Source organism: Microcoleus sp. Pol7_A1 (assembly GCF_036701085.1).
In the GTDB taxonomy this organism is placed as follows: domain Bacteria; phylum Cyanobacteriota; class Cyanobacteriia; order Cyanobacteriales; family Microcoleaceae; genus Microcoleus; species Microcoleus asticus.
This window is the reverse complement of sequence record NZ_JAUBQD010000045.1, coordinates 26196-39460: the sequence shown is the minus strand read 5'-3', so window position 1 is coordinate 39460 and position 13265 is coordinate 26196. Positions and strand designations below refer to the sequence as shown.

Below are 13265 nucleotides of genomic sequence, written 5' to 3'. Positions count from 1 at the left end.
TGTCGGTAATTTGATTGTTGCTGAGATGCAGCTCTGTCAGATTGGTGAGCGAGCCGAGGAAGCTGATGTCGGTAATTTGATTGTTGCTGAGATGCAGCTCTGTCAGATTGGTGAGCGAGCCGAGGAAGCTGATGTCGGTAATTCTATTGTAGTCGAGACCAAGTTCTCTCAGATTAGTGAGCGAGCCGAGGGAGCTGATGTCGGTAATTCGATAATTGTAGCCCAGATGCAGTGTGGTCAGATTGGTGAGCGAGCCGAGAAAGCTGATGTCGGTAATTTGATTGAGGCGCAGATTCAGTGTTGACAGATTGGTGAGCGAGCCGAGGAAGCTGATGTCGGTAATTCTATTGCTGTCGAGAATCAGTGTTTTCAGATTGGTGAGCGAGCCGAGGAATCTGATGTCGGTAATTAGATAATTGTAGCCCAGATGCAGTGTGGTCAGATTGGTAAGCGAGCCGAGAACGCTGATGTCGGTAATTTGATTGAGGCCCAGATTCAGTGTTGTCATGCTTGAAAGTATCTGCTCCGCTCCTTGTGCGTCCTCAGTGCTAGCCTTTTTTAACAACACTTTAACTGTGTGCCTTGCCTCTTCTGAAAGACTCTCAATATGCCTGCACCAGTCCGCAAAGCGGCTAAAACTAATTGATTCGTTTGGTTGTTCTTCTGACATAAAACACTCCGAGAGTACAAAATTAATTATTTCTATACAGCTTTACTAAATTGTTGGCGGGTGGGAATCTGAATTATGAACTCAGTTCCTTGCCCGATCGTAGAAAAACACTTGAGCTTACCGCGATGTTTTTCCGTGATGATTTGATAACTGATGGACATCCCCATGCCTGTCCCTTTTCCCACAGGCTTGGTGGTAAAGAACGGATCGAAAATGCGTTGCTGAATCTGTTCGGACATACCAACACCGTTGTCAGCGATCGCAATTTCTACCCAATCAGCTTCGATGGGTGACGTGCGAATCCTAATCTGCCCCGGATTAGCTTGGAGTTGTGCATAGGTTTTCCCGCTACCGCTTTCTTCGAGCGCATCGATCGCATTTGCCAGAATATTCATCACCACCTGGTTCAGTTGTCCGGGGTAGCACTCAACGTGGAGTAGGAGGCTGTAGTCCTTAGTGACCTTAATCTCTGGGAAATCGGCTCTGGCTTTGAGGCGATTTCCCAAAAGCAGGAGGGTGCTGTCAATCCCTGCGTGAATATCGACAGTTTTAAAGTCAGCTTCATCAAGACGGGAAAAGTTGCGTAATGACAGCACGATCTGACGAATGCGATCGGTGCCAATCTCCATCGAATTCAGGGTTTTCGGTAGGTCTTTCTGCAAAAATTCTAAATCGATGTCATCCACCATAGCTTGAATATCGGGAGACGTATTAGGATTCTCCTGCTGGTAAAGTTCAATCAGATCCATCAGATTTTGCGTGTACTCCCGCAAATGGGTCAGATTGCCGTGGATGAAATTAACGGGGTTATTGATTTCATGGGCGACCCCTGCCACTAATTGCCCTAAACTTGACATTTTTTCTGCCTGCACGAGTTGCGTTTGGGTCTGTTGCAACTCCAGCAGCGTGCGTTCGACTTGCTCTCGGGCTTCAGTAATGGCAGCAATTTGAGGCAAACTGGTCCAACAGGCGATCGCCACTCCCACGAAGGCAACCGTCACTAACAAAATGCTAAACAAAGCCACATATTGCCCCACAGCCACCCGCTCTAAACCCGCTCTCACCCACCAGCCAATACTCAGCGCACTGCACACTAAACCAATTAAGATCGTGACCTGAAATGCCAACCAATCTGTTTTGCTGGTATTGGGTTGCTGGTGATACCGTTGCATCCACCCATCAGGATGGAACAGGGGGACGTTCAGGCGCGGTAATTGAGTGCCTGCCACGCCAATCAGCCAAGGTAGCAGTAAGCCAATCGCTAAGTCCTGCCAGCTCCATGCCCACCCACCCACGACTAAAACAGCCACTTCAAGGCCAAAGAAGCCCAGCGACCACCAGGGCCATCTGGTTTCTGGTCGTCGCCGACTGACCCACTCACCTAAGTGAATTGCCATCATCGAACTCAGGTAGCCGGTCCCCCCCACCATCACAACCCGTGCGACATCGCCCCACCACAGGCAAATCAGACTCAGCCCGAGGGTGGAAATCAAACTGGGTTCGAGCACTCCCCGGCGAGACAGCACGGCAAACACGGGTGGTAAGTAGCCATCTTTGGCTAACTGATACAAAATCCGGGGACTGTTAGAAACAGCAGTTGCAGAGCTGAGGAGACATCCTGACGCAATCAGAAAGGTGACCAGAGCGGGGGCGAATGTGCCCCAGAAGGGTTGGGTTGCTGCCATTAGATTGAGGTAGGCGCTATCCCCTAAGCCGGGATCTGTGGCTAACCGCATCAAAACCCACGATCCGCCGAGATAGACGATCGGAAGCAATCCCGTCGTCACTTGCAAGCACCGTAGGGTAACGCTGGGTTGGCGGCTATCTGCCACAAATGAAGAAGCCGTTTCGCCACCATAAACCGCATAGACGGCGATAAAGAACCATTTCATCCAATCGATCGGAGAAACGCCTGCTCCCAGCTCCGGCAGCACCCCAGGGCTAGCGGGAGCAAAACTTAACCAAGCCATGCCTTGGATACAAAAGGTGAGAAGAAACCCGATCGCTGGAAATATAAAGAAAGAGTGCAAAATACCTAGCGTGCGAGTTCCACTAAAAGCAACGATGAACGGCAGCACTGTAAACCCAATTCTGAATAGGATCTCTGGACAGGTAATCCCCAGTGGCGTCAGATTCGCTTTGATTAAATCGGTCAGAACGATCGCATTCATGGCTGGCACAGACGCCCAGCCGAACATATAACCAATGGCCCCATAGCGAGCCAAGTTTGGCAACCGGTGGAGCAAGCGGGTCGTATAGTTTGGGGTGCCTCCAGCTACCTCTGGGAAGTAAGTCCCTAACCGCTTAACTTGCAGGTTGAGCATCATGCTAATGATTGTTCCCGGCAACCAAACCCAGATCGCCTGCGGACCTAGTGCGGCATTCATCGCAGGCGCAGTCCCTAACCATAAAAGCAACCCACTAAAGCCAAACCCCCAGGTTTCTTGTGAAGAAAGACTCTGAGGCAAGGGAGGTATTGAAACCGGATTGCGATTCATGATTCTCGTAGAAAAAGGACTAATGTAGACTCAAGTTTTCCCTGAAGTCACTGACTGTTTCATTCGCTACCAAAAAAATTAGTTCATCAACCACTTCTCTGGGATCTTCTTTATACTCTATACTCTCTAAATTATAAAAATTTGAAATCCTTCACAGTCCTGAAGCCTTGTGAAGGATTGAAATGACAAAAAATCATTCTCACTGCGTAAGTCCTGACTGAGTTAAGTCTACTATTTCAAATCTTCGAGCTTAATCCGAGGATCGACAGCTTTTAGCAGCAAATCCGCCAACAAATTCCCCACAATCAACATGGTTGCACCCATCATCAAACTTGCCATTACTAAATACAAATCTTGATTGTTCACCGCCTCCAAAGTCAGCTTTCCCAAACCCGGCCAATTAAAGAAAAATTCGGCAATAAACGCACCGCTCAACAAACTAGCAAACTCAAAACCCAATAGCGTAATCAACGGATTAACAGCATTCCGCAAAGCGTGAACGTAAATTACTCGATCGTCGGGCAAACCTTTCGCCCGCGCTGTTCTGATGTAATCTTGACGCAGCACGTCTAACAATTGTCCCCGCATCAATCTTTGCAAACCAGCAAAACCAGTAAGACTGAGGGCGACAGTTGGTAAAATTAAGTGCCAGCCGTAATCGAGGATTTGACCCCACCAAGGTAAGTCTGCGTGGTCGATACTTGTCATTCCTCCGACGGGAAACAGAGGCGAAGTATTTTGTGCGAAAAATAGCAGCAACAAAGCTGTAATAAAGCTCGGAAATCCCTGTCCGGTGTAGCTGACTACTTGCAGAACTCGATCGACTGTGCGGTTTTGATTGACGGCGGCGACAATTCCCAAAGGAATGGCGATCGCCCAAGTCACAAACATAGATGCGATCGCCATCAACAGCGTCGCCGGTACCCGTTCCCACAGCAGCGAAGCTACCGATCGCTGATACACAAAACTCGTGCCAAAATTCCCCCGCGTCACAATTTGTTGCAGCCACAGCCAATACTGCACAATAGCTGGTTTATCTAAGCCGAACTGCTGTTCGAGTTGCTTGAGTGTTTCCGGCGAAATCTTCGGATTTTGGCTCAAAGTATCCAAGTAATTTCCCGGTGCTAGCTCAATAATTGCAAAACAAAGAGCCGATGCCAAAAATAGCGTTAAAAGTGCCTGCAACAGTCGCTTGACAACATAAGTAAATGTCTCGCCACCAAACAGAGAACTCAACCCTCGCCAATTTCGATTCAATTTAATAGAAGTCATAGGATTTTAGATTTTAGATTTTAGATTTTAGATTGTTGAATTGAACAATTGAAGAATTGAAGAATTGTGAATGATATTAATTCCGGTTGCATCGGAATGATTTAACCGCTCTTAACGCAGAGATCGCAGAGTCAGAGAAGAGAGAGATGAATAATTCCGATGCAAAGGTCAAGGATATTATTTGTCAGTAGTTTTTATTCAACTGTCAACTGTCAACTGCCAACTGCCAACTGTCAACTGTCAGCAGTTAACTAACTAATATTCAACTAGCGTGACGATCGGCACATCCGGCAATTTCTCCCTGCCGCCCAAAGCCTGCAATTCAATGATAAAAGCAAAACCGACAAGCTCGCACCCAGCTTGCTCCAACAATTTAGCCGTCGCCACCGCCGTTCCGCCAGTGGCGATTAAATCGTCCACAATCAGCACCCGGCTGCCGGATGTCATCGCATCTCGGTGCATCTCCAGTCGATCGACACCGTATTCCAATTCGTACTCAGCAAAATGAACCGCACCTGGCAGTTTCCCTGGTTTGCGGACAGGAATAAAGCCTATTCCCATTTTATAAGCCAAAGGCGCGCCAAATATAAAGCCCCGCGATTCCATGCCCACCACATAGTCAACAGACATTGCAGAGCATTTTTCCGCTAAGCTGTCAATGGTGTAGCTCAGCCCTTGCGGGTCGCGCAGCAAAGTTGTAATGTCTCGAAACAGAATTCCCGGCTTTGGGAAATCAGGAATGTCGCGAATCAGAGATTTGAGATCCATAAGCTTGCAGATCGGCGTTGAGGGTAACGAGGCATCAAAAATGCTACAATAATAACGTCAAAATTTAAAATATTAAAAATAAAAATTAAAACTAAAAGCTTCTTTAATTTTTATTCTTTAATTGCTTAATCCTTTACGTACTATGTAAACAAATGTCATAATTCCCTAACAACAGGGTTGAATATCAAGATTTGTCACCAAAAAACGAGCGGTAAGCCCCTGGCTTCAGACATGGGGAGGAACGCGGTTGCGACGACCGTCTCCTTGAAAATAAACAGAGTTTTTTCAGTTGTGCTGTAGAATTAGATAGATCGCATGGTGAGGCTTTCTCAATTATGGAACAAGTTCTGACTCTAGTTTGTAAGCTCCAACCGACACCTGAACAATGTTCTAAAATAGACTCTTTGCTGAAGGCGTTTGCAGATGCTTGCAACTGGGCAAATCAAACGGTAAAAGTTGGGATAACCAGTAAAACCACGATTCAGAACTTGGTCTATCAGGAATTGCGTCAACAGTTTGGATTGAGCGCCAATCAAACGGTTAGAGTTTGTGCGCGCGTTGGCGCTAACCGTAAAACGGAGAAAATCAATGGCAAGCCTGTCAAGGTTTTTTCTCCTACCAGTGCCGATTACGATGCCCGAATCTTTGCTTTCAGAGAGAAGGATTGGAAAGTCAGCCTGACATTACTGAATGGGCGTGAGCATATTAAGTTGAATGCAGGCAACTACCAGAAAGGCAAGCTCAAGGGCAGAGTGCCGACTAGCGCTCAATTGTGTAAGCATCGTGACGGGCAATACTACGTCCATATTCAACTCAAAAATGAAGCACCTGAGCCGATCCACTCGACTCAAGTAATCGGAGTGGACTTTGGACGCCGTGATATCGCAGTAACTAGCATCGGGGATAAATGGGACGGCAAACAGATTCAAGGCGTTAGAGACAAATTTGCTTTGGTCAGAGCATCACTCCAACAAAAAGCATCGAAAGGCACAAGGTCTACTCGCCGCAGGGCAAGACAGATTTTGCAACGGCTGTCGGGCTCGGAGCGACGTTACCAAACTTGGTTGAACCACAACATCAGTAAACTGATTGTTCTGTCGGCAATCCAAAACAATGCAATCATTGCAATTGAAGATTTGACAGGCATCAGAGAGCGTACCAATAAGCAACCCAGAAACAAGAATGAGCGCAGACGCAGTAATAGCTGGGCATTCTTCCAACTGCGATTATTTTTGAGCTACAAGTCTGTGAAGTATGGTGTTGAATTGGTAGCGGTTAACCCTGCCTACACCAGCCAGACTTGCAATAACTGCTTGCACATCCACCCTATAAAAGGCAAGTCTTATCGGAGTGGCAAGAGTTTTAAATGTGGGCATTGTGGCAATCACGGTGATGCTGATGAAAATGGTTCAAAGGTGATTTCAATTGTGGGAGCGGCATTTGTAAACCCGCTCGGAGGTTCGGTGTTGTCCTGCAATCTTGCAGACCACATCAGGGCTACTGAAAGCTCCAGGCTTCTAGCCGTGGAGTAGTTTACCCTAAGATCTAAAGTCAAAAATCTAATATCTAAAATCCAATGATTAAGTTGGCAGCACGAGTGGGCGAGGTTCCTCCTTCCATAACCTTGGCGATCGCAGCTAAGGCTAAAGCCATGAAGGCCGAAGGGATTGATGTCTGTAGTTTGAGTACGGGAGAACCAGACTTTGATACCCCCGAACACGTTAAAGCAGCGGCAAAACAAGCTTTAGACGAGGGGAAGACTAAGTACGGCCCTGTGACTGGGGAACCGCAGTTAAAAGCTGCGATCGCCCGCAAACTCCGCGACGACAACAACCTTAACTATCAACCTGAAAATATCATCGTCACCAACGGCGGCAAGCATTCGCTCTACAATCTGATGATGGCTCTGATCGATCCGGGGGATGAAGTAATTATCCCTGCTCCCTACTGGCTGAGCTATCCAGAAATGGTAAAACTCGCCAGCGGCAAGCCTGTAATTGTACGGACAGATGCTTCTACAGGATATAAAATTACACCGGAACAACTGAGTCGAGCCATTACTCCCAAAACCAAGTTATTTGTACTGAATTCGCCTTCTAACCCGACGGGAATGGTGTACACTCTGGCGGAAATCAAAGCACTAGCCGAGGTGATAGTCGATCGAGATATTCTAGTCGTTGCTGACGAAATTTACGAAAAAATTATATATGACGGCGCCCAACACGTCAGCATCGGTTCCCTGGGTCAAGAAATCTTCGATCGCACCCTGATCAGCAGCGGTTTTGCCAAAGCTTACTCGATGACAGGCTGGCGAATCGGTTATTTGGCCGGGCCGATCGAATTAATCAAAGCCACCAGCACCATTCAAGGTCACAGTACCTCAAACGTGTGTACTTTTGCACAGTACGGCGCGATCGCAGCTTTGGAAAGCAGCCAAGAGTCTGTAGAAAAAATGCGTCAAGCTTTTGCCGAAAGGCGTCAGGTAATATTTGAATTGCTCGATGCTGTCCCCGGAATTAGCTGCATCAAACCAGACGGTGCTTTCTATATGTTTGTCAACATCAGCAAAACTGGAATGAATTCTCTAGAATTTTGCGACGCTTTCTTAGAACAGCAGCAAGTAGCAGTTATTCCGGGGATTGCTTTTGGTGCAGACGACCACATTCGCTTGTCTTACGCCACCGATTTAGGCACAATTAAAAAAGCCGTAGAAAGGCTCGATAAATTTGTCCGCAGCATCTAAAAATTAGTTAGTAGTCATTAGTCATTAGTTAGTAGTCATTAGTCATTAGTCATTTGTTATTTGTTCTTGGTAGCAACTGACTAATTACCGATCGCTGTTGACTATTGACTGTTGACTGAATACTGCTGACTGTTGACTAATACCAATTTTAAAAACTATTGCTAAAGTAATTCTCTTATATAAATTATCGTTCATTCGCTCTCACCACCGGTCGGACACGGCAGTGCCGTTTCCCTACAGACGATAGCTGATAATTTATATCTAGCACAACTTTTCAGAATTGGTATAACTACTGCTGACCAATGACCAATGACTAATGACTAATGACTAATAACTAAAGCTGTTTCGTCATGATTTCTTTCAGCAAATCCAGCCCCTTCTTAACTCGCCGAGAAACAGTCACCGCACTGATACCCAAGCGTTCAGCCGTTTCTTTCTGCGTCAAATCGTAGAGAAAAACAAACTCCAATATCTCGCGAGTCCGTTGTTCCAACATAGCCAAAGCTTGCTGTACGCGAATTTGATCCTCTTGCGCCAACTGAAAACTCCGATACTTGGTATCGGGAACCAATTCTCCGAGACAAGTAGCCCCCTCATCTTCATCTTGCATCGGCGCGTCCAAACTCAGAGGCGATCTGTTGAGATGGGCCAACTTAATTTCTTGCCATTCTTCTACAGAAACCTCAAGCACTGCTGCTACTTCAGCATCCGTAGGTTTGCGGTTGAACTGCACCTGCAAATCCTTGATCGCTGCTACAGATTTGCGTTCCAGGGACTGCCAGTGGCGGGGAAATCGCACAGAAGGGCTTTTGTCCCGCAAGTAGTGTTGAATTTCGCCCCGAATGTAGGGAATTGCAAAGGAACTAAAAGCGTGTCCCTTCGACATATCAAACCGCTCGATCGCCCTGATCAACCCAATACACCCTACTTGCAGCAAATCGTCGTAGCTTTCACCGCACTGGTTTAGCCAGTGGTAAACTTCTTTTCTCACCAGTCCAATATTCAGTTTAACTAACTGATTGCGGATTTCATTCGATCCTGAAAGTTGGTACTCGCGCAACAATTGCAAATTTTCGTTTTTTAGCTCGTTGGGCACTGTGGTAGACATAGCGGCATAAGGGTTGGTAGAGGAGAGGACTGAGGTTGCTTTAGATCGAGTTTCCAATACAGTCTAAAATAATTCACTTTTAGGTAGTGTAATCCTAGCACTTAATAGGTGTGATAGCGGACACACTTGTTGAATTTTGGGAATGTGCAGGGATTTAGGGCGACGATCCGAAGGCCTTCGGCAGAAGGCAGCATTTTACCAGATAGAAGGTATTCGGCCAAATCCCGAATTTAACCGGGATTTTTTACCACTATATTATAATCTGAAAGCTGTTTAAATACAATACTTTAATTAATTAAAAATCCAAACTTAATCACTTGCGACTAATCACAATCAAATCATAAATTTAGTCATTAGTCAACAGTCTTAATTTATATTGGTCAAGACTGTTGGCTAATGAAGGGCGAGCAGTAGCTTTATTGCAAAAAACTGCTCAAGTTCGATCTATCCAGAAACCCAATTTTACGATACAGAAGGCTCAATGCGAGCGTAAAACAAACCCCGAATTTTCACGTCCAGAGCAGGTCTAGCTCCCAAATCAGTATCAGAAGGCTGCGTGCTCTCAAAAATCCCGCCAACTTCGCCAGTGGCGCTGTTGACTTTAGCAACTTGGAGAGAAATTTTGCCCGCCTTGCTGCGGGTGTCAGCCAGCTTTACATTAGAGCGGTTCAGTTTGGAATTGTCAGTAGCCGGAAGCGCTACAGCATTATCGTAGCCAGTCGCTACCCCGCGAGCTTTAGGATCTAAAAAGCCTGCGCTGCGGTAAGAAGGAACGTTAAACTCCCCTCGCAAATCGGTGGAAGTATTGATAGCAACCACTCCCGGTTCGGAACTGGCCACTAGCTGTTTAATGGTAAACAAGAAAGGTACTTGCTCTCCGCCCGGTAACTGAATCGTAATAGCTTGAAAATCCAAGCCGTCTTCTTCTGTGAAAGTCAGAGTTCCGTCAGTACCGACTTTGAGCGTACCTTGAACTTGGTCAATGCTCGACGTGAACCGCGTCAGCAATTTACCAGGCACAAATTCCGCCTCTTGACGTTTGTTTGCTGGTTCTTCCTTCACAAAAAAAGTTGTGGGCTGCAAACACAAACCAGTCAGTTTATAGGTGCCGTCCGCTTCGAGGGGGATCGATCCCCGAGAAGTTTCTGCCAAGCTAGGGCAGTTATTAGCCAATCCAGTACCTCTAATCTCGTCATAGGTGAGCAACTCGGTAGTCGCCACCGTCGTGTCAGGACCAGAAGAACAAGCAACCAGCGCACTCATGCAAAATGCTAAAAGTGCAACAATTAAAGCACGATATTTCATTGCAAACCTCAATATCCAACATCGGATTATATTAAGAAAAAGCCTTACTTCGAGCAAAATATAATTGCCCGCCGGCAGGCTACGCCAGCGCTTTGGGCAGCATTTAGATCCAGATCGCTCGCTTCACCGAGACCGACATTGATTCAAAAAATCAAGCTAGTCCAGTGAAAATAAGCAAGAACTTATGATTTCTCAATCATGTTCGGATCGCAGCCCAATACACATGGTACGACGGGTTGTGCTCTTTTCTTGGCTTGGACTGCAAATTAATATTGCTTAAGTCAACCTACTTAAGTTACTTTGCTTATGACCCCGAATGGCGATCGCGACTAGCTCGATTAGTCGGCTGACCAAAAGGCTGGGGACAAACGCCTTGTAGATTTCAAAGGAAGCAGCAGTATGGACAACGGCAAAGATTTAGAGTCAGAAAAGTTGCAGTCTCAAATGCAATCGCTGACAGAGGCGATTCGGACTTTAGCCGAAAGTTGTCAGGGAGACAGTCTGCTGCTTTTGGCCCTGCTGCGGACGCTGGAAGCTTCGCACCGGGAAATTCGGGACGGTTTGTTTCAAGCGTCTTTTCCCGACAACCGCCAAGCACTTTACAAACTACTCAAGAATATTGAAGCCAATGGTGGCTGGCCTTACATCCACCGCATGAAACTTCGATCGCTCTTGGGGTACACCCAACAATTATCTCCCCTAGAAGATTCTCCAGCCGAGTTGCCAGAAGACTCGGCCGAGACTCCACAAGACGTTAAATAGTTTTGAGTTTTGAGTTATGAGTTTATGTAAAAATCACAAACTCATAACTGAGCTGGGCGATCGCGCCTAGAACCCAAATGGTGTAGGAGGTAAGGGTATCGGGTTCGGCACCGTCGGGAATATCGGCGTCTGCCCGGCGGGCATTGGCAATAGTCCGGGAGTCTGCGTCGGGGCGATCGAACTAATTGACAGCAGGGGCGAATCAGTATCAGGCACGCTAACTGTCGGCGGAGTTGGAATCCTCGAAGCAGTCGGAGTCGGAGTCGGTGCGGCTGTCGGCGTCGGAGTCGGTGCGGCTGTCGGAGTCGGAGTCGGTGCGGCTGTCGGAGTCGGAGTCGGTGCGGCTGTCGGAGTCGGAGTCGGAGTCGGTGCGGCTGTCGGAGTCGGAGTTGGAGTCGGAGTTGGAGTCGGAGTTGGAGTTGGAGTTGGAGTCGGAGTTGGAGTTGGAGTCGGAGTCGGAGTTGGAGTCGGAGTTGGAGTTGGAGTTGGAGTTGGAGCCGGAGTCGGAGTTGGAGTTGGAGCCGGAGTTGGAGCCGGAGTTGGAGTTGGAGGTTGATTTGGATCTGTAATTGTGGTTGTAACTGTAGTTGTAGTTGTAATCGTGGTTGGTCTGGGGGGAACCGTCCCAGTCACAGCGATAAAATCATTGGCATCGAGCAGCGCCGCCGGAGTGTCTGTCAAAATTGCTAAAAGCTTGCCGTCGAGCGTCGTAATTACTGTATCCCTGATATTTGCACCGTTACCTTGCCGAACTTGCAGTTGAGCGAAAGATAAATTGCTCGGCAGTCCAAAGAAATCCTCTGCCTCATTGTAATCAGTAATTAAAGCCAAACTGCCAGGCCCGGCTCCCAATCCAAAGACATCGCTGCCGCTGCCGCCAGTCAGAGTATCCGAACCCTCACCTCCGATCAGAGAATCATTACCCTCTGCCCCAAATAAATTGTCATTGCCGAAACTGCCCAAAATTGTATCGTCGCCGATACCTCCGGCCAAGGAGTCATCGCCAAAACCGCCGTCGAGAGCATCATTACCTTTGCCACCAAACAGGAAGTCATTGCCTTCATCTCCCAGTACCGAGTCGTCGGCTTCATCCCCGCGAAGCGTATCGGAACCTGTGCCGCCAAAAACTGTATCGTCAGCCTTGCCGCCGAATATCTGGTCGTTACCAGCATCTCCGAAGAGCGAATCGTTGTCGGCATTGCCGTACAAAGTGTCGTCGCCGTCGCTGGCACTCAAGTAATCGTTGCCCTCACCGCCCAACAGTTGATCCCTGCCGCTACCGCCGTTGAGAGAATCGTTCCCAAAATTCCCGTAGAGAAAGTCCTCATCAGCATTCCCGAACACGGAATCGTCGCCGTCACTTCCTGTGAGGGTGTCGTTGCCAGTACCGCCGGCAATCACATCAAAGCCTCCGTTGCCAAAAACTAAGTCGTCCCCAGCGTCTCCCACCACGCTGTCTATCCCGTCGTTGCCTTCGAGGATGTCGTTCCCCAAACCGCCGCGAATCGAGTCGTCGCCGTTCCCGCCGGAAGCAAAATCGCGGCCTTGGTTGCCAATAAGTTCGTCATTTCCTTCACCGCCAATCAGCGAATCTGCCCCGTCACCTCCAAGAAGCTGGTCGTTGCCGCCGTCGCCCTCTAGGGTGTCATCTCCTCCCGCACCCAGGGGCGTGTCATCGCCATCTAAGGCGCGAATTCGATCGCTCAGCGGAGTTCCTAGAATAAAGTCGTTGCTGTCTGTGCCGATCAGGTTTGCCATACGGGATACACCGGTCCTCAATAAAATAAATTGTTTGAAATTATGTTAATCGCCTTCGTGACAAGGGATTGCTGCTTGCCTAGGTTAGCATAATTGAGATTTTGGCAATCTGGCGAAGGGGCGCTGGAAGTTTTGCCCGTGTCCGCAGTTGCGATCGGGGCTGGTATAATGCCCGATCGGCAATCTAATTTAGTTACTCGGGATTTTTTCAAATAGAAATTAGTCGATCGGACTCAAGGAACTCAAACTCGACAAACAAAAGGAGGAAGAATGAAAAATGAATAACCTTTTTCATCCTTCCTCCTCCTCAATTTTTTACTTCTGATACCACTTTTAAACAAGAATGCAACTGTAGGCCCGTGTTCCAAATCATTAGGTCAT

General features: G+C 47.7%; 10 protein-coding genes. 3 read left to right on the top strand and 7 right to left on the bottom strand.

Features of this window, described 5'->3' with window-relative positions:
- From QUA20_RS22440 to QUA20_RS22425, 4 genes are all read right to left on the bottom strand, one after another.
- On the bottom strand, positions 1-670 hold a 670-nt coding region (locus tag QUA20_RS22440), incomplete at its 3' end, for a leucine-rich repeat domain-containing protein (protein WP_333191249.1).
- Positions 671-702: 32 nt separating this feature from the next.
- Positions 703-3168 carry an amino acid permease gene (locus QUA20_RS22435; protein ID WP_333191247.1) on the bottom strand — a complete coding sequence of 822 codons (2466 nt, stop codon included), beginning with the start codon at positions 3166-3168 and terminating at the stop codon, positions 703-705.
- Positions 3169-3399: 231 nt separating this feature from the next.
- Positions 3400-4440 carry an ABC transporter permease gene (locus tag QUA20_RS22430; RefSeq protein WP_333191246.1) on the bottom strand — a complete coding sequence of 347 codons (1041 nt, stop codon included), beginning with the start codon at positions 4438-4440 and terminating at the stop codon, positions 3400-3402.
- Between the two features lie 255 nt (positions 4441-4695).
- On the bottom strand, positions 4696-5208 hold the full coding sequence (locus QUA20_RS22425; RefSeq protein WP_333191244.1) for an adenine phosphoribosyltransferase: 513 nt from the start codon (positions 5206-5208) through the stop codon (positions 4696-4698).
- A gap of 335 nt (positions 5209-5543) precedes the next feature.
- Here QUA20_RS22425 and QUA20_RS22420 point away from each other — a divergent pair, with 335 nt between their 5' ends.
- Together QUA20_RS22420 and QUA20_RS22415 are read left to right on the top strand one after the other, a co-directional pair.
- Complete coding sequence (locus QUA20_RS22420) at positions 5544-6740, top strand: transposase (protein WP_333191243.1); 1197 nt, start codon at positions 5544-5546, stop codon at positions 6738-6740.
- Between the two features lie 44 nt (positions 6741-6784).
- The gene (locus tag QUA20_RS22415; protein WP_333191241.1) at positions 6785-7951 is read left to right on the top strand and encodes a pyridoxal phosphate-dependent aminotransferase; all 1167 of its coding nucleotides are present in this window, start codon (positions 6785-6787) and stop codon (positions 7949-7951) included.
- A gap of 334 nt (positions 7952-8285) precedes the next feature.
- Here the strand turns inward: QUA20_RS22415 and QUA20_RS22410 are convergent, their stop codons facing one another.
- The gene (locus tag QUA20_RS22410; protein WP_333191238.1) at positions 8286-9059 is read right to left on the bottom strand and encodes an RNA polymerase sigma factor SigF; all 774 of its coding nucleotides are present in this window, start codon (positions 9057-9059) and stop codon (positions 8286-8288) included.
- Between the two features lie 462 nt (positions 9060-9521).
- Positions 9522-10364 carry a photosystem II manganese-stabilizing polypeptide gene (locus tag QUA20_RS22405; RefSeq protein ID WP_333191236.1) on the bottom strand — a complete coding sequence of 281 codons (843 nt, stop codon included), beginning with the start codon at positions 10362-10364 and terminating at the stop codon, positions 9522-9524.
- A gap of 399 nt (positions 10365-10763) precedes the next feature.
- On the opposite strand from QUA20_RS22405, the gene QUA20_RS22400 reads away from it, so the two are divergent.
- Positions 10764-11126 carry a hypothetical protein gene (locus QUA20_RS22400; protein WP_172189867.1) on the top strand — a complete coding sequence of 121 codons (363 nt, stop codon included), beginning with the start codon at positions 10764-10766 and terminating at the stop codon, positions 11124-11126.
- A 66-nt stretch (positions 11127-11192) separates the two neighbouring features.
- On the opposite strand, the gene QUA20_RS22395 is transcribed toward QUA20_RS22400, so the two are convergent.
- Positions 11193-12884 (bottom strand): calcium-binding protein, encoded by a 1692-nt coding sequence (locus QUA20_RS22395; RefSeq protein WP_333191234.1) that lies wholly within the window; start codon positions 12882-12884, stop codon positions 11193-11195.
- Positions 12885-13265 lie beyond the last annotated feature (381 nt).

Excerpts from the sequence above, each read along its gene's own strand:
- QUA20_RS22405 (WP_333191236.1), bottom strand. The coding sequence starts at position 10,364 with ATGAAATATCGTGCTTTAATTGTTGCACTTTTAGCATTTTGCATGAGT.
- QUA20_RS22425 (WP_333191244.1), bottom strand. The coding sequence starts at position 5,208 with ATGGATCTCAAATCTCTGATTCGCGACATTCCTGATTTCCCAAAGCCG.
- QUA20_RS22415 (WP_333191241.1), top strand. The coding sequence starts at position 6,785 with ATGATTAAGTTGGCAGCACGAGTGGGCGAGGTTCCTCCTTCCATAACC.
- QUA20_RS22400 (WP_172189867.1), top strand. The coding sequence starts at position 10,764 with ATGGACAACGGCAAAGATTTAGAGTCAGAAAAGTTGCAGTCTCAAATG.
- QUA20_RS22395 (WP_333191234.1), bottom strand. The coding sequence starts at position 12,884 with ATGGCAAACCTGATCGGCACAGACAGCAACGACTTTATTCTAGGAACT.
- QUA20_RS22410 (WP_333191238.1), bottom strand. The coding sequence starts at position 9,059 with ATGTCTACCACAGTGCCCAACGAGCTAAAAAACGAAAATTTGCAATTG.
- QUA20_RS22420 (WP_333191243.1), top strand. The coding sequence starts at position 5,544 with ATGGAACAAGTTCTGACTCTAGTTTGTAAGCTCCAACCGACACCTGAA.
- QUA20_RS22430 (WP_333191246.1), bottom strand. The coding sequence starts at position 4,440 with ATGACTTCTATTAAATTGAATCGAAATTGGCGAGGGTTGAGTTCTCTG.
- QUA20_RS22435 (WP_333191247.1), bottom strand. The coding sequence starts at position 3,168 with ATGAATCGCAATCCGGTTTCAATACCTCCCTTGCCTCAGAGTCTTTCT.